This window comes from Pseudoduganella sp. HUAS MS19 (assembly GCF_053615455.1).
In genome coordinates this window covers 1-20121 of the sequence record NZ_CM132133.1, presented here as the reverse complement: position 1 = coordinate 20121, position 20121 = coordinate 1, and the positions used below count along the sequence as shown (strand labels likewise).

Genomic DNA, 20121 nt, shown 5'->3' with positions numbered 1-20121 from the left:
GCCATGGCTCACGAAACAGTCACCAAATCCAAACGCTTCTACTGCGTCAGCCTCAGCCCGGACTTCTGCAAGACGCCGGTGGGAAGCAGCGTTGCCATCCTTCCTTACAACATCAAGGGGGAATTCAAGGACGCAGCCGACGTCTCGAGAAACGTCAAGACCCAAGGCGAGCAAGTCCTGCTGCACAATAAGAGCTTCATCCCGAGCATTACTGGCGATGAACGAGGCACGCTGGGCGGCATCAAGAGCCAGACTTACCTCAAACGCGCCCAGCCGCTCGAATTCAGTTCGACCAAGGGATCGAACGGCGCCCAGACGATTCAGGAATCGCGCCTGGTCTACATGAACGACAAGAATACGATAGGGCGTATTCACGAGCGACAGGTACAAGCGCCGCGCCCACGGCTGACGATTCTCGGCGTGGAACTGCCGACCTTGAAAGAGGCGGCACAGGAATACAAGGACAAATACTCGGAGCCGATGCACGAGTTTGGTGGCAAGGCTATGGATGCCGGCGGCAAGATCGGCATGGGCAGCGCTGCGCTTGGCGGCGCAGGACTTGCGGTTGGCGCCACTGGCATTGGTTTGCCTGCAGCGGCGGTAATGGAGACCGGCGCTGCCGCCGGTGCTACGGTTGGCGGTGCGGTAGCCGGTACTGGCTTTGCGGTCGACACCTCCGCCACCGCGATGGATAAGGCGGCTGACTACATCCTGAGTGGCAAATCGCCCGACATCATGGGCACCCTCGGCGGAGTGGCCGCCAATGCGGCGGAGAACCTGGTCCTGAAAAAGATTCCAGGTGCAAGCAGCTTACTAAAGCGCCTCTTCAAGAAAAAGGAAGTGCCAGGTAAAACACCTCCCCAACCCAAGAAGCCCCCCGCAGACACTAAGGGCGGAGGCGATCAGGACGGCAGGGATGGCGGCAAAACGAAGAAGCCAAAGAAAGAAAAAGCGGACAAGCCATCGGATTGTTGCCCGAAAAATGGCGCGCCGGGAGGCAAGTCAGTTAAGAGCAAGCACCCTGTGCACTTTGGCACCGGCGAAGAAATTCTCTCGCAAACGGACTTCGTTTTAGCGGGAGCTACCTCATTCGCATGGGTGCGAAGCTACCGCTCCGGTTCTGAAACCGAAGACTGGGGCCTTCTTGGTGCTCGTTGGGCCACGCCCTTCACAACCTCCATATCTGTCTGCGAACAGGGAATCGTTTATCACGATGCCAGTGGCCGCGCATTGCGCTTGCCAACCTTGGCACCAGGCCAGCAGCACGACAGCCGCGCTGAAGGATTTGTGCTCAGCCGCGACAATGACAGCCAGTTTACGCTGCGTTGGCGCGATGGCGGCAATGACATTTTTATCGTCGGACCGGATAGCTGGCTGCCGCACGGATATCACGGCGTCAACGCCATGCTTTCACCGCGCCTGCCATTGCGCGCGCAACGCTTCTACCTTGTCAGAAGCGCTAGTCGCGACGGAAAAGGGCTGCATATTGAGCGGCACCACAATGCCAAGCCAGGCGAAGTGTTGCTACGTTTACGCACTGACGACGATTTGACGATTGAAGCTATACGCGACAGTTATCTACCTGTCGAACTAGGGCCGAACGCACCTGAAACAGTTCCGCGTATTGGCCGCATCGAACAGGTGCACGCCGACCGGAGCCGACAAATCCTTGTGCGATATCGATACGAGGCGGACCCTCTTGGCGACGGTCGCACAGTTGATCCGCTGCCGCTTCGCTGCGACCTGGTACAGCAAACGGGACACGCCGATGCATCGCGCACCTACGCTTACCGGCATCATCTCTTAACGCAATACACAAGCTATACCGGTTTCACACATGGCCTGGAGTGGGTCAGCCTTGCATTCTTGCGCGAGCGCTGGGCGGGAAACACGCTGGCCGATGCCGAATTGGCGGAGCGTCACCCGATCACGTTGAACAACAGCTATCAGGCACGTGCAGTACGGACTACCACGGCTGACGGTAACGATGAGGTCAGCATCGCCTACGTCGACAGCGATACCACTCGCGTTACCGAAGCGGATGGTGGCGTGCTGGAATATCGCTTCAATGCCGACTGGCTGGTGACTGAGGTCCGCCGCATCGCCCCCGACGGCAGTAGCCGCTCCTTGGGGCGGCGAGAGTGGGACCGTGATGGAATGCTGCTGGCGGACATCGACGCTGAGCATCAGGCTACTCGCTATACCTACGATGCTTCCGGAAATCTGACATCGATCACCGATGCGCTACAGCATGTCACGCGCATTGAATACGATGGCGCCAACGCGCCCGTAACTGTCACAGATGCTCTCGGCCACGCCACGCGCACAGAATACGATGACGCCGGACGCATCGTCAAACGCATCGATGCTTTGGGGCATAGCACCTGTTATGCATATGATTCACAAGGCCGCTTGACAGTCCTGACTGATGCCCGAGGGGGCGCCAAACGCCTGAGCTACGACAACGCGGGGCGACTGGTGTCGTACACCGATTGCTCGGGCTACATTAGCCGCTACAGCTACGACAAACACAGCCGCCTGACCGAGTTCATTGACGCCACAGGCAACACAAGCCGCTATGAATATAATGCCCGCGGCCAGGTTACTGCCATTACCCGGCCAGACCTCACAACAGAAAGATTTGAGTACGACTGCGACGGGAATCTACTAGTCCATACCGATGGCAAAGGCCAGGATACGCGCTATGGTTACAACGGCCATGGTCTGCTCACTGAACGCATTGACGCCAACGGGCAAATGCTGCGTTACGTCTACGACAAAGCGCTTCGCCTGGTCGAACTGGTTAATGGCAATGGTGAATCGTACCGTTTTGCCTACGACATAGAAAGTCGTTTGGTCAGCGAATCGGGGTTTGATGGCAAGACAACCACCTACGTTTATGACAAAGCCGGGCAATTGATCGCCAGCGCTTGCAACGGCAGAAGAACAGAATTCGCCCGTGATGCGCTGGGACAGTTGCTGGCAACGAGTTGCGCCGATGGAGGCGTGCGTTACGCATACGATGCGCTTAGTCGCCTGATCGCAGTAGCATCTGCACAAGCCGAGCATCGGTTTGAGTATGACCCGTTGGGTCAGGTGGTGGACGAACGGATGGCCTACGCCCATCAAGTGCCACAACTGCCGAACCAGGTGCAGGAGTTCGTTGCGGCCTTCTCTCTGACGCATGCCTATGACGAGTTAGGGAACCGAATCCAGACTACCCTGCCCAACGGCCGTAAGATTGACACGCTGCGTTACGGCTCGGGCCACTGGCACGGCACGCTCTGGCAGGGTAGATCGCTGGTGGACCTGGAGCGCGATCATTTGCATCGGGAAGTTACACGTCAACTGGGTGGAGAAAGAGAACGGTTGACGGAACGCCGCGGTTACGACCCACAATCGCGCCTGATTGCATTTTCGCTGAACAAAGGAACACAGCGCCTGCGCGAGCGCCGATATGAATATGATGCAGCCAGCAACCTGACCCTCATCGAAGATCACTTCCGCGGGAGCATCCGCTATGCCTACGATCCGCTTGGGCAGTTGCTCTCGGCCGTACAGCCGGACTTGAGCGAAACCTTCTCCTTCGATCCCGCCGGCAATCTGCTCGACATGGAAGGAAGCGGTAAACCCGCACTGATCGAGACCCGCAAAATTGTGCGTGAACTGGATGAGCAGCCTTCTGCGAGCGTCGTGCCACCCAGGATCGCAAAGGTCACCCACAACTTGCTGTTGCAGTATATGGGCTATGACTATGAATACGACGAACAGGGAAACACTACTCGCAAGCGTGCACGCATGGCTGCAGGGGCGAACGATGAAGGTGTTCTCGAATTCTCCTACGACACTGAAAACCGGCTGACTACTGCCATCCGCACTTTTGCGAACTCCAGGCAGGTAGCACGCTACAGCTATGATGCGTTTGGACGGCGCATTGCCAAACAGCTCTCAGAGGAACATTGGGAGGCTGGCAACGACGCGCCGCCCGCCGGTGTTACCGACACGGGCGCTCTTACGTTCTTCGTCTGGGATGGCGACACGCTGTTGCAAGAGGTGCGAACGGATAAAACAATCACCTATCTTTACGAGCCAGACAGTTTCGTCCCACTCGCCCGAATTGAATCGCGTGAAGGGGCTGCCTTTTATAAGCCGGATACCAGCCATTTATGCCTCGTGGAGGAATGGGCGCTACCCGGCATCAAAAATGATCCAGCTGCACACATCGAGGCATGGCAGGCGCAGCGGGAATTCCACAAAGCGCAAACTCATCGGACGGACTGGCTCCAACGGCTCGAGCAGGCTGATGGTGAATCCAGCACTGACCACATTCTCTACTACCAGTGTGATCACCTTGGCACTCCACTTGAGTTGATCGATGGCCACGGTAAGATTTTTTGGTCGGCGCGCTATCGAGCCTGGGGCGGGGTCCTGCGCTACGGGGCGACAGATGTCGTGCAGGCGCTGCGGTTCCAAGGACAGTACTATGACGAAGAGACCGGACTCCATTACAACCGGCATCGCTATTACGACCCCGTTACAGGGCGGTTCCTGTCGCAAGACCCAATTGGACTCAGCGGCGGCGAAAATCCCTATATGTATGGGCCGAACCCTACTAGGTGGACCGATCCAAATGGGCTGAAGCGGACTCCGCATGTGGGAAATTGTGCGGATGAAGCGGCGCGTAGCGCACTGGACGCGGCCAATGCCAAATCGATTAGGAAGAACAAAGAGTATGGTGGGTTGATTTATGAAAAGGGTGGCAAATATTTTGCAACAATTCCGGTTGCCGGTACCGATCGTACTTATAAGCCAATTTTTGCTCTGCCACAGGTTCCGAGTGGCGCGACAGTGGTTGGAGACTATCATACTCACGGCGATTATTCGCTTCAGGGAAAAAATGGAAAGGCCATTAGGACAAGCGACCCTCTGCGCGATAGTTTTAAGAGCGACGAATTCTCATATGCAGACAAATTGACACATTCTATGGCATCCGGGAGAAATAAATGCCACAAATCTTATCTTGGTACCCCAAGCGGTAAATACAAAGTGTTGCAAGGAGGTGTTGAACGTGAGTTCGTATAACGACAGTTGGTTCGGCTTAGATAGTCTTTACCAGCGAAGTTTTAGCTTTTCTGGCGAGATAGTTAAGGCCGCGAATCTGGCTTACGAAGAGTTTATGCATTTATCGAAGGGCAAATGGCCTTTGGATAACTATTCAGTATGTTTCAGCATTACAGATGATTATCAGTATACTTCCTTTGCCTTTATTCCAGATCCGGCCCATGAAATAAATGGAATACCATTTGAAGTGTCTAATCGTGGGATGTACAAGAATGGGCAGGGCGTGGTTTACATTTATCGCTTGAAGGACTATTCGCTGGTCAACACAACTTATATGCGATAAAAGTTGCCATTAAGTTATTCGGTGAATTTGATGGGATTTTTATGGGGAATGGTCATGAATAATAACAATGAATGGGATAAATTGACGACGAATTTCCCGGGCAATGCGTTGTGCAGGGGAAGAATATTAAAGTTTATTTGCATTGCATATAATAAATATCTCGAGTATGGTGGCGATGATGCATCGCTAAAGTATTACGACGTTGTTGTGGAGATAGACAAGGCTGGCAAATTGGTCGAAATTTTGTTTGCCCTGAAAACTTCCGACCAAGCTATAAAGCCAACGATTGATCTCATGGAAATTATTGGATTCACATTTGACTTTGGTGACGGAAGGTTGATTGATGTCGCAATAGAACGGCGATAGCTTATCCTAATTTCTTCGGGGTGAAACTTGGCCGGCCGCGACTCGTTGCGTTGGTTGCCAGCGTATTGGGACATCTCGCAACGTACTCTTACAGCCGGAACGATTTGTTGTTGACTGATATTCCCGAACTCTACGTTCCTGTCCACCCTGAACATTCCTCGAATACTGAAACTGAAAGGGAAGGCTAGAAACGGCTGGAAAGCGAAATGCGCGTCAACGATATCGATCTCAAGCCGAGCGCACAGCAGCAATTGAAGCCCAATGGAAAATACGAGCGTCGCGGGCCATCAATAGACGCCATGACCAGCAAAACTATCGCACTAATCCTATTTCTGTACGCCGAGCGGAAAATACAAGGTTTTGCAAGGAGTCGTTGAACGTGAATTCATATAACGATTTGTCAAATAGAGCAAACAACTTTTATCAGCGGAGCTTTAGCTTCCCGGGTGATGTCGCTAAGGCCGCGAGTTTGGCGTATAAGGAATTTATGGCCCTGTCGAAAGGCGCGTGGCCTCTAGATAATTATTCAATATCGTTCAGGATTACGGATGACTGTCAGCACGCATCTTTTGCATTTGTGCCGGACCCGGCTTATGAAACAAATGGAGTGCCGTTTGAAGTCATGCCCTTATACACAAGTCTGACATGACCGGCATGCGCCAGAAAAATCAGTTTACATTCAAGGACTTGCAACAGCACTTGTAAGCTGACGTCATTTCGCGTTTACTCTCGCCTTTTAGGTGGCGCGTTGACGACAGCAGCACAGTGGGCAACCACGGAATTTGCAGGATTAGATCTCGGTGATGCGCGCCTCAACAATCGAGCGAGGACGTTGATGGAGCGATTTGCAGCCGACCCGACGGCGAGCATTCCTGATGCCTGCCACGGCTGGGCGGAGACGATGGCCGCTTACCGTTTTTTGAGCAATGAAGCGGTGGATTGGCAAGCCATCCTTACGCCGCATTGGCAGCAGACTCAGCAGCGCATGCACGGCAAGGCGGTCGTTCTCTGTATGCAAGACACGACAGAACTGAATTTCAACGGACAAGAGACGGAGGGCCTGGGGCCGTTATGTTACGAGCCGCAGCGCGGCATGTATTTGCATCCGACTTATGCGGTGACGCCGCAGCGCGAAGCGCTGGGTGTGCTCGATGCATGGATGTGGGCTCGCAGCAAGAAAGATGCATCTGGTAAGCGCAATGATTTGAAGGAAAGCCTGCGTTGGATCGAGGGCTATGATCGCGTTGCCGAAATGGCGGCGGACTTCCCCGATACGCGCCTGGTTTATTTGGCGGACCGGGAAGCCGATCTTTTACCCTTGATGCGCCGGGCGCAAGAAGCTGGCGAGCCAGCCGACTGGCTAATCCGCGCCGCGCACAACCGATGCCTGCCTGATGGCGGCAAGCTTTGGGAGCGCACCACCGCCAGTGAGCCAGTTGGGCAGATTGAATTCACCATGGCGTCGCGGCATGGCGTCAAAGCCCGTCCTGTACGCCAGCAATTGTGGGTGCAGCGGATTGATCTGCGCAACGGTGCCAATGGCCCCCTGGCCGTGACCAGCATCGTGGCGCGCGAAATCGATGCGCCAGCCGGCGTTAAGCCAATTGAATGGCGCTTGCTGACCAACCGTTGTGCCACTAGCCATGCGGAGGTAGTGGAATTGATCGACTGGTATCGCGCCCGCTGGGAAATCGAAATGCTGTTCGACATCCTGAAGAATGCTTGCCGTATCGAGTCGTTGCAGTTGGAGCATATCGGCAAACTGGAACGGGCTATCGCGATGTATCTGGTAGTGGCATGGCGCATCGCGCACCTGATGCGGCTGGGGCGAACCTGCCCAGACCTGGAGGCCAGTCGCTTCTTCGACTGGGCCGAAATTCGCGCTGCATACATGCGCTCCAAGGCTGGGCCGCCAGCAAAGCCGACGCTGAATGAGGTGCTACGTTTGATCGCCGGATTTGGCGGTTTCCTTGCCCGCAAAGGCGACGGTGAGCCCGGTGTGCAAACGATTTGGAAAGGACTGCGGAAAGTGCGCGTGGCGGCGGAAGCATTACGCTATGCAGCTATGCCTGCTTCCTGATTTTGGACTTGTGTATAAGGGCATGAGTTGTAATCGCTTTCGTCGAACTGGCAGGCATCCGTGAACTCCGGATCCTTGCCCGAAGTTCGGAATTCGACATCACGCAGCGTATAGTCGCCCAGAATGTCTTCGCTCTGCTGCGAGAGCGATTTGCCATGAAAGAGATAGTTATCGCGCCTTAGGTCCAGGTAGGCCAGCCAAGGCCGTAACACCATTTCATAGAAAACATAGCCGCCGTCGGCACGGCAACGCCGGAATTCAAAGACATAGCCGTTGAAGTAGCGCAGGCTGCGATCTTCGCGTACCATCTCCACGGTCACCATCTTGCCCAGCACGTCTTTCAGCGCGATGTCGGGATCGTTGGTAATGACTTCAACGGTGAACTTGAAGTCGCGCGAGAGGCATTCTTCTGCATCCAGGCTGTTGGCTAGTAATTTGGCCTGGGGGCCGTCCTCATTAGGGAAACGCAATCGCAGCAGGCGATTGGTTTGGCGCGAGTCGCTGAACGCCTGGAAGGCGTCGGAAATCATGTTCATTCAGGTACCTGCAAATGATGTTTCAATCGTGCTGCATGAAACTCAAGGTTGAATCGAGCTCGCATACTACTTGAATAATATTGCAGCAAAGTTCACAGATTGTTTCGTGGCGACTTGCTTGCAATTTGCAAGCAAAAATCGGCGCGCAGGGAAGCCTTGTTGATCACTTGAGCCTCCGCGTCTGTTGGAGACGCGGATCGGTTAGCAGTGCTAGCTGGCGGCAGTACATCTGAAATTGCCGGCTTATTCCCTTCCATTTTTGATTTCCTTCAAAAATGGGTGGGGAAAATTCAGTTCCCACAAGTGAGATTATTGGCTTCCTACTGACAGCCGGTCAGCGATGCCCCGCCACCGTTCCTCGCGTAAGGCACGCCATGCACGAACGCTCTTAGCGCTCCGCGAGCCGCGCATCGACTGGCCGCGAAGTTTCACCCCACTGCAGGCCGGCCGCAGCCGGTTCCTGTTGGCGGCAGAGCAGGCACTCGGGTCCGCCAGCACCATCACCCCGCCCAACAACACTCGCATCGACTCCTCTTCTTCTGGAATAACGTCGAATGAGAATAACTGCGAGCTTAGAGAAACAACGTTTTTTGAGACCGATATGGGCAAGTTCTGAAATGGACCATTTGGGTTTCTAACTGAAGGCACAGGATAGCTTGCCGAGGATCAACGTCAATGGATCTGACGCGTGCGATTATCGAGCTAACCTGGTTTAGGGGGTTCTCATGGCGACTCAGCTCTCAGTTGACCTCAAGTCCGGTGGCACGAAAGCGAAAGGCTTTGTAACGCCAACGGAAGACCGCGCGCCTCAGATAATGGTCGTGCCGCCCAAGCGTGTAATTCCGATCATATTCCTGCCGGGAATAATGGGATCAAATCTGCGAGTAAATGCCGACCGCCAAAAACAGCTGGGGAATTCCAATAACTCTGTGTGGTTGCCCGATAAGGTGGACGAAGTTGGTAGTTTGCTTTACACCGGTCCATCGCGACGTCAGCTCTTGTTGGATCAAGAAACCACCGAAGTCGATACATATGATCCATCAATCGATCCTACAGGTGATCCGGACGAAACGTCCGACGAACGAAATAGCAAGGTAGACGACATCAATGTCGATTTGCCATACGCCCCCAATTCAGCTTTGTTGGTCCAAGATCCACAGTTCGGCTGCAATAGTTCGTCTATCGAAGAAAAGGCAAGGCATAGGCATGCCCTTATACACAAGTCCAAAATCAGGAAGCAGGCATAGCTGCATAGCGTAATGCTTCCGCCGCCACGCGCACTTTCCGCAGTCCTTTCCAAATCGTTTGCACACCGGGCTCACCGTCGCCTTTGCGGGCAAGGAAACCGCCAAATCCGGCGATCAAACGTAGCACCTCATTCAGCGTCGGCTTTGCTGGCGGCCCAGCCTTGGAGCGCATGTATGCAGCGCGAATTTCGGCCCAGTCGAAGAAGCGACTGGCCTCCAGGTCTGGGCAGGTTCGCCCCAGCCGCATCAGGTGCGCGATGCGCCATGCCACTACCAGATACATCGCGATAGCCCGTTCCAGTTTGCCGATATGCTCCAACTGCAACGACTCGATACGGCAAGCATTCTTCAGGATGTCGAACAGCATTTCGATTTCCCAGCGGGCGCGATACCAGTCGATCAATTCCACTACCTCCGCATGGCTAGTGGCACAACGGTTGGTCAGCAAGCGCCATTCAATTGGCTTAACGCCGGCTGGCGCATCGATTTCGCGCGCCACGATGCTGGTCACGGCCAGGGGGCCATTGGCACCGTTGCGCAGATCAATCCGCTGCACCCACAATTGCTGGCGTACAGGACGGGCTTTGACGCCATGCCGCGACGCCATGGTGAATTCAATCTGCCCAACTGGCTCACTGGCGGTGGTGCGCTCCCAAAGCTTGCCGCCATCAGGCAGGCATCGGTTGTGCGCGGCGCGGATTAGCCAGTCGGCTGGCTCGCCAGCTTCTTGCGCCCGGCGCATCAAGGGTAAAAGATCGGCTTCCCGGTCCGCCAAATAAACCAGGCGCGTATCGGGGAAGTCCGCCGCCATTTCGGCAACGCGATCATAGCCCTCGATCCAACGCAGGCTTTCCTTCAAATCATTGCGCTTACCAGATGCATCTTTCTTGCTGCGAGCCCACATCCATGCATCGAGCACACCCAGCGCTTCGCGCTGCGGCGTCACCGCATAAGTCGGATGCAAATACATGCCGCGCTGCGGCTCGTAACATAACGGCCCCAGGCCCTCCGTCTCTTGTCCGTTGAAATTCAGTTCTGTCGTGTCTTGCATACAGAGAACGACCGCCTTGCCGTGCATGCGCTGCTGAGTCTGCTGCCAATGCGGCGTAAGGATGGCTTGCCAATCCACCGCTTCATTGCTCAAAAAACGGTAAGCGGCCATCGTCTCCGCCCAGCCGTGGCAGGCATCAGGAATGCTCGCCGTCGGGTCGGCTGCAAATCGCTCCATCAACGTCCTCGCTCGATTGTTGAGGCGCGCATCACCGAGATCTAATCCTGCAAATTCCGTGGTTGCCCACTGTGCTGCTGTCGTCAACGCGCCACCTAAAAGGCGAGAGTAAACGCGAAATGACGTCAGCTTACAAGTGCTGTTGCAAGTCCTTGAATGTAAACTGATTTTTCTGGCGCATGCCGGTCATGTCAGACTTGTGTATAAGGGCATGAGGCATAGGGGGTGGGGGGAGGTCTTCTTCGCCAGCTATAGAACTCTGCTTGAACGGCTTGAAGAGACGCTAAACGCACCTGTTCGATCTGGGCGTCTCGCAGCGATGGTTGGGGTAAATCCTGTTGTATGGCAGGCCCACAATGCTCCCGAACTGAGACCGCTGACAGCAGAAGAACTTAGGAAGGCAACGGAAAGTCACTTCTTCCCGGTACATGCGATGGGCTACAACTGGCTTCAGTCGAATCTTGAGTCTGCACTACTGATTCGAAAACGCATCGAAGGACTCATTGAAGACTACGTGAAGAATGGATTCTACTGCGAGAAAGTGATCATCGTTACCCATTCAATGGGAGGGCTTGTTGCCAGAGCGTTGGCCCATCCAAAAATGGGAAACATGAGCGAGAAGATTCTTGGCGTTGTCCATGGCGTTCTGCCTGCAATTGGAGCTCCCGCTACCTATAAAAGAATGAGATGCGGATTTGAAGAAAAGCTGGGAGGCTTAGATCCTGTCCCCAAAATTATCGGCAATAAGGGGAGCGAGGTCACGGCGGTTCTCGGAAACTCGCCAGGTGGGTTACAGCTATTACCTTGCAAAGCTTATGGAAACGGGTGGTTACAGGTAAGGCAAAACGGAGTTTTATTCGATAGCTTTCCTAAGCACGGAGATCCATATGAAGAGATCTATAAGCTGCGAAATCGTTGGTACGGCCTGATCCGCGAGGAGTGGCTGAACCCTGCGAAGCAACCGGAGGCAACGTTTACGCGCTTCTGCGGATACGTGGATATCGCACGCGATTTTCACGAGACACTTGGTCAGTATTACCATCCGCGAACCTACTCGCATTACGGGGCCGACTCCACGCAGCCGTCCTGGGAGTCGGTTGTTTGGGAGATCCATCGCGATTACACAGGGCGGCATTGGCACGATTTGACCATTGTGAAGGACGACAAGAAAGGCGAACTACAAGCGAAAGAGCGAGTGGAGAAGCGTGAAATCCAAACTAAGATTCGCCTCGGCCCTTCTGCAGGGGCGGGTGACCAAACAGTGCCGCTGCGGTCGGCAGAGCATCAGTTGCTTAGTGGCTGTATTAAGGGCGTATTTCGTCAGACTGGTTACGAGCACCAGGAGAGCTACAAGGATGAGAACGCCTTGAACAGCACGTTGTATTGCGTAGTCAAAATTGCGGCTCGGATGTGGTGGTCGAAATGACGCGGAATAATGCTTTCGTTGCGATCTTTGTAGCAGCGCTCGGTTTCGTTCCAACGGAAAATAAAGGACGCGAAATGGATCAAGCCTTCACCAACCGGATAGTCGGCCTCTTTGGCGCCACAAGAACTGTTTGTGTCGGCAGGGTTGTGCTGGAGGTGCCGGCAGACTCTGACGTCACGTACGGCCCAGCGAGGCTGCCTTATCCAATCGAACGTTGGCCAGGACACGGTGAGAGATTCGATGAAATTCTTAACAAAAGACTGGTGGAAATCGCCCAAGATGGTTCGCGCGCGCGGGGACCTTTGGCAATGAATGACTCCATGTTTGGAAAGGCTATCAATGGTTCGGTCGCTGACCAGCGGATCGTCTTCGGTGCAGCAAAAGCAACCGGCTCGTTCTACAGCATTGAGTCAATTCAGAAAGTCGGGCAAGACCTCTATATGCAAAAGACAACGGCATATGGGAATGCCTATCAAGAAGCAGTCACGCAACTCAATCGCGTTGCACCGCTTTTGCGACCGAGGCTGGAAGACGAAGTCCCTTCAGAGCCTGGCATTTGCCTTGATGGGGCTTTTATTATGGCGCCGCCATCTTCACTTTATGAGGCCGTGACCTTAGGAGTTCGGCTACGCCGGTTCCCTGATGTACATTTCTCCATCGAGATGATTACGAAGGATCAGAATGTGGAAGACGATTCGCTTGAAGCTCGAACCGCAGCAGCGGAGATTGAGGCAAGGCGTTTGGGTGCTGGCGTCTGGTATGACCGCGTAAAGATCTTTCGTCGAGGAGCGCGAAAGATCGGAAGCTGGATGGGCTCAGAGTTCCTGGCACGGAAGCCGGGCATAGGTCATGTGAAAGGATCGCACGAGTTCGCATACTTCTCGCATGGCGAGCCTGGCAATGCAATGACACCGGCCATTGATATTGAGCTCGATACCGGTGTAAAGGGAAATAAGGCAAGTGGTATGGAGTCGAGTCTCACTGACGAAGAGGCGCTATACCTGTGGGACAAAATCACTTCTTCAATACGGCCTTGGCCGTTCGTAGCGTCGCAGAGGCGAAAGCCTTCAAACTACTGAAGTGAAGGCGGATGGCAGTATCAAATATCCAAATTTCTGAGCCTGTCAGAATTTTAGTGTGAATCTGGGGTCATGAAATAATACCGAAAGGGATTGTCCATGACCGACGTAATGACCACTAAAAAACCAAAAACCAAGAAGCAGTACCCGTTTCCTGTTGAACTGATTGACCAGTTGCTGGCCCAGGTCGAGAACAAGGATGCCGAATCGATTCTCGGGGAGTCAGGCTTGGCCGGCCAGCTCAAAAAGATGCTGGCCGAGCGCATGCTGACAGCCGAATTGACCCACCACCTCGCCACCGAAGGCGACGCCAAGAACCACCGTAACGGCAAGAGCCGCAAAACCGTTTTGGCACCGGGCGGCGAGCTGGAATTGGAGATCCCACGTGACCGTCTTTCCAGCTTTGAGCCAAAGCTCGTCGGCAAGCACCAGCGCCGCATGCCGGGCTTCGATGACCACGTCATCGGCATGTATGCTCGCGGCATGACCGTGCGCGAGATTCAGGCGCATTTGTTGGAACTGTACGGCACCGAAGTGTCGCCAGACCTGATTTCGACCATCACCGACGAGGTCATGGATGAAGTGGCGCAATGGCAGCAGCGGCCGCTGGAGACGATGTACCCGATCGTCTACTTCGATGCACTGCGGCTGAAGATCCGCGATGAAGGCACCGTCAAGAACAAGGCCGTATATTTGGCGCTGGGTATCCGCGCCGATGGCCGCAAGGAAGTGCTGGGACTATGGATCGAACAAACCGAAGGCGCCAAGTTCTGGCTGAAGGTCTTCAACGAGCTGCGCAACCGTGGATTGGAAGACATTCTGATTGCGGTCGTCGATGGCCTGCGCGGCTTCCCTGAAGCGATTGAGGCCGTGTATCCGCAGGCGCAAATCCAGACCTGCATCGTGCACCTGATTCGCAACTCGATGACGCTGGCGTCCTGGAAGGATCGCAAGGAGCTTGCAGCTGCACTCAAGCCGATCTACCAGGCCGCTAACGCCGACGCGGCAGCAGCGGCGCTAGATGCGTTTGCAGACGGCCCGTGGGGGCAGCGCTTCCCGACCGTGCCGGCGATGTGGCGGCGCCAATGGGAGCAGGTGATTCCGTTCTTCTCGTACCCACCGGAAGTACGTTCGATTATCTACACCACGAATGCCATTGAGAGCCTGCACATGCGGTTGCGGAAGATCGTGAAGAACCGTGGCCACTTCCCGAGCGACGAGGCAGCGACCAAATTGCTGTACCTGGCCTTGCGCAATATCGAAAAAGATTGGAAGATGCCGCAACGGACCTGGAAGATGGCCGCCAACCAGTTTGCCATTCTGTTTGGTGAACGCTTCACCAACGCGATTAACTAACTACGAACCGCGACCCCGGCACACAAAATTCCTGACAGGTCCGTGGCACAGATTTTTCACTTATTTGGCACGCTTTTCACTTTCCGTGTCACCCGACACTTTATACGTCGATGTTACCCGCGCGCAGCGCGTTGGTCTCAATGAAGTTACGGCGCGGTTCCACATCATCGCCCATCAGCGTGGTAAAGATCTGGTCGGCGGCAATCGCGTCTTCGATCTGCACCTTCAGCAGGCGGCGGACGGTTGGGTCCATGGTGGTTTCCCACAGCTGCTCCGGGTTCATCTCGCCCAGACCTTTGTAGCGCTGCTTGCTCACGGTGCGTTCCGCTTCGTCGCGCAGCCACTGCATGGCGTGGTGGAAGTCGACCACGGCGCTTTCCTTGGTGCGCTCGCCTTCGCCGCGGCGGATCACGGCGCCTTCGCCGATCAGGCCGGTGAAGGTGGCGGCGGCGTCGGCCAGCACTTTGTAGTCAGCGCCTTGCACGAAGTCGGCGTCGATCGAGGAGACCTTCACGTTACCGTGGTGCATACGCTCGATTACCAGGGTGTGCTTGTCGGTCAGTTCGTCGGTGGTCACGCGTACCTTCACGGCGCTGTCGTTGATGTTGGCCAGCAGCGCGTCTGCGGACTTCTGTGCGGACTCGATGGTCGACAGGTCCAGCGCTACGCCGGTCATGATGGCGGTCAGCGCGGCGCGGTCGATCACGCGGGTCAAGCGGGTCATGATGGCGTTGGCCATGTTGTAGGTGCGGGCCAGTTCGCCCAGCGCTTCGCCCTGGATCACGTCCGCGCCTTCGCGTGGGGTCAGCACGGCGGTGTTCAGCGCTACGTTCATCATGTAGCCGGCTTCTTCCAGGTCGTCCTTCAGGTAGCGCTCGTCGCGGCCGGCCTTGACCTTGTACAGCGGTGGCTGCGCGATGTAGATGTGGCCGCGCTCGACCAGCTGCGGCATCTGGCGGTAGAACAGCGTCAGCAGCAGGGTACGGATGTGGGCGCCGTCAACGTCCGCGTCGGTCATGATGATGATGCGGTGGTAGCGCAGCTTCTCGATATTGAATTCGTCGGCGCCGATGCTGGTGCCCAGGGTGGCGATCAGGGTGGTGATCTGCTCGGAAGACAGCATCTTTTCGAAGCGCGCCTTCTCCACGTTCAGCACCTTGCCTCGCAGCGGCAGGATGGCCTGGAACTTACGGTCGCGGCCCTGCTTGGCGGAGCCGCCTGCGGAGTCACCCTCGACGATATACAGTTCGGACAGGGCTGGGTCTTTTTCCTGGCAGTCGGCCAGCTTGGCGCTCAGGCCCAGGCCGTCCATGATGCCTTTGCGGCGGGTCAGGTCGCGGGCCTTGCGCGCTGCTTCACGAGCGCGTGCGGCTTCCACGATCTTGCCGCAGATGATCTTGGCGTCGTTCGGCTTTTCCATCAGGAAGTCGGTCAGCGTCTTGGCGACGATCTCTTCGACCGGGCCGCGCACTTCGGACGACACCAGCTTGTCCTTGGTCTGGGACGAGAACTTTGGCTCCGGCACTTTCACGGACAGCACGCAGGTCAGGCCTTCGCGCATGTCGTCGCCGCTGATTTCTACCTTGGCTTTCTTGGCGAAGTCGTTTTCGTCGATGTACTTGTTGATCACGCGGGTCATTGCCGCGCGCAGGCCGGTCAGGTGGGTGCCGCCGTCGCGCTGCGGAATGTTGTTGGTGAAGCAGAGTACCTGTTCATTGAAGGCGTCGTTCCATTGCATGGAGACGTCGACCGAGATCGTGGTGCCCTGGTCGGACTGGCGTTCGCCGGTGGCCTGGAACACGGTCGGGTGCAGCACGGTCTTGGCTTTGTTGATGTATTCAACGAAGCCGCGGGTGCCGCCTTCGAAGGCGAACACTTCTTCCTTGCCGGTGCGCTGGTCGGTCAGCTTGATGTTGACGCCGTTGTTCAGGAAAGACAGTTCGCGGATGCGCTTGGCCAGGATCTCGTAGTGGAATTCCACGTGGGTGAAGATCTCTTCGTCGGCCCAGAAGTGCACGTCGGTGCCGCGCTTGTCGGTTTCGCCGATCACCTTGATCGGGGAGGTCGCGACGCCGTCGATCATTTCGATCTCGCGGTTCTGTGCCACGCCTTTGACGAATTCCATCTGGTGCACTTTGCCGTCGCGGCGGATGGTCACGCGCAGCAGTTTGGACAGTGCGTTCACGCAGGAGACGCCCACGCCGTGCAGGCCGCCGGAGACTTTATAGGCGTTCTGGTCGAACTTACCGCCGGCGTGCAGCTCGGTCAGCACGATTTCGGCTGCGGAGCGTTTTGGCTCGTGCTTGTCGTCCATCTTCAGGCCGACTGGAATGCCGCGGCCGTTGTCGGTGATCGAGATCGAGTTGTCGCTGTGGATGGTGACGTGGATCTCGGAGCAGTGGCCGGCCAGGGCTTCGTCAATCGAGTTGTCCAGCACCTCGAATACCAGGTGGTGCAGGCCGGTGCCGTCGGACGTGTCGCCGATGTACATGCCGGGACGCTTGCGGACTGCTTCCAGGCCTTCCAGGATCTGGATCGAGGAGGCGCCGTATTCTTCTGCTTTGGCCTTTGGTTGTTCGTTGTGGCTTTCGGACATGGACTGCTTTCTCTTTTAACGAATTACTTCTTTTAAAACCAGTAAACCGGTGTCTGACCCGCAGGGTCAGACACCTGACACGCGGCGGTCGCAGACCAGTGTCTGACCCTGCGGGTCAGACACTGCCTTGCCGGTTTTAGATGCGCATTGGCATAACTACATATTTGAAGTCTGGATTGTCAGGGATCGAGATCAGGGCCGACGAGTTGCTGTCGCCCAGCGCTACGTTCACCTGGTCGCACTTCAGGTTGTTCAGCACGTCCAGCAGGTAGGTCACGTTGAAGCCGATGTCCACGCTGTCGCCGCCGTAGTCGATTTCCAGTTCTTCAACCGCTTCTTCCTGGTCCGCGTTGGTGGACGAGATTTTCAGCGAGCCTGGGGTGATGATGCAGCGTACGCCCTTGAACTTATCGCTGGTCATGATCGCGGCGCGCTGCAGGGAACGCAGCAGCTCTTCGCGGCCAATGGTGAAGTTGTTGGTGTAACCCTTCGGGATCACGCGGGTGTAGTCAGGGAACTTGCCTTCCACCAGCTTGGAGATCAGCTCGATGTCGGCGAAGGTCAGCTTCACTTGCGATGCGGCGATGTCCAGCGATACGGCGTCGTCGCTTTCTTCCAGCAGGCGTTGCAGCTCGATGATGGTCTTGCGCGGGATGATCACTTCTTCGCGCGCGAAGTTCTGGTCGGTTTCCACCTGGCAGAAGGCCAGGCGGTGGCCGTCGGTCGCTACGGCGATCACTTTGTTGCCGTCCAGGACCAGCAGCAGGCCGTTCAGGTAGTAGCGGATGTCCTGCTGCGCCATCGAGAAGTGCACCATGTTGAACAGGTGCTTCAGGGTTTTTTGCGGCAGCTGGAAGCTTGCGGTGAAGCTTTCGGCCTGTTGGACCGTTGGGAATTCTTCGGCGGCCAGGGTCTGCAGGGCGAAGCGCGATTTGCCGCTTTGGACGGTCAGGCGCTTGTTCAGCAGGGTCATGGTCACGTCGCCGGCTTCCGGCAGGGCGCGCAGGATGTCCAGCAGCTTACGCGCGGCGACCGTGGTGCCGGTAACGTCGGCACCCGAGCCGATGTTTGCGTGGGTCGTGATCTGGACTTCCGTGTCGGTGGAGAGGAAAGAGACGCTTTCACCTTCCTTGCGGATGAGGATATTGGCCAGAATCGGCATAGTGTGCCGACGCTCGACAATACCGCTCACAATCTGCAGTGGCCGGAGAAGCGTGTCTCGGGTGGTTTTGACCAGTTGCATAAATATCCTCAGTTAATGGGTTGGTACGTTGGTTCTTTTGTTAACTCGACAGTATAGCAAGTTAGAACCGGTAATCCGGTGTCAGACCCGCAGGGTCTGACACCATGGCCTGCGGCTGTCGCGTTCCCGGTGGCTGACCCTGCGGGTCAGCCACCGCTTTACCGGTTCTTAGCCTTTCAGCGTTTGTTCGAGAACGTGCAACTCGTGATTGCACTCCGGGTTCTTGGTCCGATCCATCGCAATCTTGCGCACAGCATGCAGCACGGTGGTGTGGTCGCGTCCTCCAAACAGTTCGCCGATTTCCGGCAGCGATTTCTGGGTCAGCTCCTTGGCCAGGTACATGGCGATCTGGCGCGGGCGGGCGATGTTGGCTGGGCGGCGCTTGGAATACATGTCCGCCACCTTGATGTTGAAGAAGTCCGCCACCGTTTTCTGGATGTTTTCCACAGAAATCTGGCGGTTCTGTACAGACAGCAGGTCTTTCAGCGCCTCTTTCACGATATCGATCGAGATGTCCTTGCCGTGGAAGCGGGAGTAGGCCAGGATCTTGCGCAGCGCGCCTTCCAGCTCACGCACGTTGGAGCGAAGGTGCTTGGCCACGAAGAAGGCGACGTCGTCGTTCAGGGTCACGCCTTCCGACTTGGCCTTCTTCAGCAGAATGGCCACGCGCATTTCCAGCTCCGGCGGCTCGATCGCCACCGTTAAGCCGGAGTCGAAGCGCGAGATCAGGCGGTCGTCCATGCCGGTGATCTCTTTCGGATAGGTGTCCGAGGTGATGATGATCTGCTTCTTGGCCGCGATCAGCGCCTCAAACGCATAGAAGAACTCTTCCTGCGTGCGGGACTTCCCGCCGAAGAATTGAATATCGTCGATCAGCAGCATGTCCAGCGAGTGGTAGTAGTGCTTGAAGTCGTCGAAACCCTTGCGTTGGTAAGCGGTCACTACGTCGCGAACATACTGTTCTGCGTGAATGTAGCGGATGCGGGCGCCTGGCTGGTCGGCCATCACCTGGTTGCCGATCGCGTGGATCAAGTGGGTTTTACCCAGGCCCACGCCGCCGTAGAAGAACAGCGGGTTGTACGACACGCCGGGGTTGTTTGCGACCTGGATGGCGGCGGCGCGCGCCAGTTGGTTGGCCTTACCGGTCACGAAGGAGTCGAAGGTCAGGTCCGGGTTGATGCGGCTGTTCTCGCGGCCTTTCGGGTTCGAGTATTCGGCGGCGGCGGTCGGCGCGGCTGCGGCGGCCGGGGTTTCCGGGCGCAGGTCGGTCATCGGGCCGGACACCACGGCAGGTGCGGCCGGCTTTTTCGGTGCGTGGGTACGCGGATCGAGCACGAACTGCACGTCGATCTGGGTTTCCCAGTACTGGCAGGCCAGGGCCGTGATGCGGCTAGCGAATTGAGTCTTTACCCAATCCAGCTTGAACCGGTTTGGCGCAGCAACGCGCAGCTTGTTGTCCTCGAAATCGAGGGGCACAAGCGGCTTAATCCAGGCACTGAATTGTTGCGGCGTCAGCTCAAGTTCCAGTTGCTGGGAACAGGACTGCCAGAAATTTTCCAT

General features: G+C 56.2%; 14 protein-coding genes. 9 read left to right on the top strand and 5 right to left on the bottom strand.

The window, feature by feature from the left end; genetic code table 11:
* Nucleotides 1-3 precede the first annotated feature (3 nt).
* From ACWBU6_RS00070 to ACWBU6_RS00050, 5 genes are all read left to right on the top strand, one after another.
* The gene (locus ACWBU6_RS00070; RefSeq protein ID WP_452646866.1) at nt 4-5082 is read left to right on the top strand and encodes an RHS repeat-associated core domain-containing protein; all 5079 of its coding nucleotides are present in this window, start codon (nt 4-6) and stop codon (nt 5080-5082) included.
* Entirely contained in the window at nt 5069-5404 is a 336-nt protein-coding gene (locus ACWBU6_RS00065; RefSeq protein WP_452646865.1) for a hypothetical protein, read from the top strand. The genes ACWBU6_RS00070 and ACWBU6_RS00065 overlap by 14 nt, the downstream gene beginning before the upstream one ends.
* 54 nt (nt 5405-5458) lie before the next feature.
* Nucleotides 5459-5770 carry a hypothetical protein gene (locus ACWBU6_RS00060; protein ID WP_452646864.1) on the top strand — a complete coding sequence of 104 codons (312 nt, stop codon included), beginning with the start codon at nt 5459-5461 and terminating at the stop codon, nt 5768-5770.
* A gap of 206 nt (nt 5771-5976) precedes the next feature.
* Complete coding sequence (locus ACWBU6_RS00055; protein ID WP_452646863.1) at nt 5977-6147, top strand: hypothetical protein; 171 nt, start codon at nt 5977-5979, stop codon at nt 6145-6147.
* Between the two features lie 329 nt (nt 6148-6476).
* Nucleotides 6477-7850 carry an IS4 family transposase gene (locus ACWBU6_RS00050; RefSeq protein ID WP_452649585.1) on the top strand — a complete coding sequence of 458 codons (1374 nt, stop codon included), beginning with the start codon at nt 6477-6479 and terminating at the stop codon, nt 7848-7850.
* Here the strand turns inward: ACWBU6_RS00050 and ACWBU6_RS00045 are convergent.
* Complete coding sequence (locus tag ACWBU6_RS00045) at nt 7826-8386, bottom strand: contractile injection system protein, VgrG/Pvc8 family (RefSeq protein ID WP_452646862.1); 561 nt, start codon at nt 8384-8386, stop codon at nt 7826-7828. The two genes, ACWBU6_RS00050 and ACWBU6_RS00045, sit on opposite strands and share 25 nt — an antisense overlap.
* 725 nt (nt 8387-9111) lie before the next feature.
* Between ACWBU6_RS00045 and ACWBU6_RS00040 the strand changes: the two genes are divergently transcribed.
* A complete protein-coding gene (locus tag ACWBU6_RS00040; RefSeq protein WP_452646861.1) occupies nt 9112-9633 on the top strand; it encodes a hypothetical protein in 522 nt (173 codons plus the stop codon).
* Here ACWBU6_RS00040 and ACWBU6_RS00035 read toward each other — a convergent pair.
* Nucleotides 9617-10990, bottom strand: coding sequence for an IS4 family transposase (locus tag ACWBU6_RS00035; RefSeq protein ID WP_452649585.1), 1374 nt, complete (start codon nt 10988-10990; stop codon nt 9617-9619). The two genes, ACWBU6_RS00040 and ACWBU6_RS00035, sit on opposite strands and share 17 nt — an antisense overlap.
* A gap of 7 nt (nt 10991-10997) precedes the next feature.
* On the opposite strand from ACWBU6_RS00035, the gene ACWBU6_RS00030 reads away from it, so the two are divergent.
* The 3 genes from ACWBU6_RS00030 (at nt 10998) to ACWBU6_RS00020 (ending at nt 14722) form a co-directional block, all read left to right on the top strand.
* On the top strand, nt 10998-12287 hold the full coding sequence (locus ACWBU6_RS00030; protein WP_452646860.1) for an esterase/lipase family protein: 1290 nt from the start codon (nt 10998-11000) through the stop codon (nt 12285-12287).
* Nucleotides 12284-13366 carry a T6SS immunity protein Tli4 family protein gene (locus tag ACWBU6_RS00025; RefSeq protein ID WP_452646859.1) on the top strand — a complete coding sequence of 361 codons (1083 nt, stop codon included), beginning with the start codon at nt 12284-12286 and terminating at the stop codon, nt 13364-13366. The genes ACWBU6_RS00030 and ACWBU6_RS00025 overlap by 4 nt, the downstream gene beginning before the upstream one ends.
* A 99-nt stretch (nt 13367-13465) precedes the next feature.
* Nucleotides 13466-14722 carry an IS256 family transposase gene (locus ACWBU6_RS00020; RefSeq protein ID WP_452644086.1) on the top strand — a complete coding sequence of 419 codons (1257 nt, stop codon included), beginning with the start codon at nt 13466-13468 and terminating at the stop codon, nt 14720-14722.
* Between the two features lie 100 nt (nt 14723-14822).
* Here the strand turns inward: ACWBU6_RS00020 and gyrB are convergent, their stop codons facing one another.
* The 3 genes from gyrB to dnaA all read right to left on the bottom strand — a co-directional run bounded on the left by gyrB (nt 14823) and on the right by dnaA (nt 20121).
* Nucleotides 14823-17318, bottom strand: coding sequence for a DNA topoisomerase (ATP-hydrolyzing) subunit B (gene gyrB, locus ACWBU6_RS00015; RefSeq protein WP_452646858.1), 2496 nt, complete (start codon nt 17316-17318; stop codon nt 14823-14825).
* Between the two features lie 136 nt (nt 17319-17454).
* On the bottom strand, nt 17455-18561 hold the full coding sequence (dnaN, locus tag ACWBU6_RS00010; protein ID WP_452646857.1) for a DNA polymerase III subunit beta: 1107 nt from the start codon (nt 18559-18561) through the stop codon (nt 17455-17457).
* Nucleotides 18562-18729: 168 nt separating this feature from the next.
* Nucleotides 18730-20121 carry a chromosomal replication initiator protein DnaA gene (dnaA, locus tag ACWBU6_RS00005; protein WP_452646856.1) on the bottom strand — a complete coding sequence of 464 codons (1392 nt, stop codon included), beginning with the start codon at nt 20119-20121 and terminating at the stop codon, nt 18730-18732.

Excerpts from the sequence above, each read along its gene's own strand:
- ACWBU6_RS00060 (WP_452646864.1), top strand. The coding sequence starts at position 5,459 with ATGAATAATAACAATGAATGGGATAAATTGACGACGAATTTCCCGGGC.
- dnaA (WP_452646856.1), bottom strand. The coding sequence starts at position 20,121 with ATGGAAAATTTCTGGCAGTCCTGTTCCCAGCAACTGGAACTTGAGCTG.
- ACWBU6_RS00025 (WP_452646859.1), top strand. The coding sequence starts at position 12,284 with ATGACGCGGAATAATGCTTTCGTTGCGATCTTTGTAGCAGCGCTCGGT.
- ACWBU6_RS00020 (WP_452644086.1), top strand. The coding sequence starts at position 13,466 with ATGACCGACGTAATGACCACTAAAAAACCAAAAACCAAGAAGCAGTAC.
- ACWBU6_RS00045 (WP_452646862.1), bottom strand. The coding sequence starts at position 8,386 with ATGAACATGATTTCCGACGCCTTCCAGGCGTTCAGCGACTCGCGCCAA.
- dnaN (WP_452646857.1), bottom strand. The coding sequence starts at position 18,561 with ATGCAACTGGTCAAAACCACCCGAGACACGCTTCTCCGGCCACTGCAG.
- gyrB (WP_452646858.1), bottom strand. The coding sequence starts at position 17,318 with ATGTCCGAAAGCCACAACGAACAACCAAAGGCCAAAGCAGAAGAATAC.
- ACWBU6_RS00055 (WP_452646863.1), top strand. The coding sequence starts at position 5,977 with ATGCGCGTCAACGATATCGATCTCAAGCCGAGCGCACAGCAGCAATTG.
- ACWBU6_RS00040 (WP_452646861.1), top strand. The coding sequence starts at position 9,112 with ATGGCGACTCAGCTCTCAGTTGACCTCAAGTCCGGTGGCACGAAAGCG.
- ACWBU6_RS00070 (WP_452646866.1), top strand. The coding sequence starts at position 4 with ATGGCTCACGAAACAGTCACCAAATCCAAACGCTTCTACTGCGTCAGC.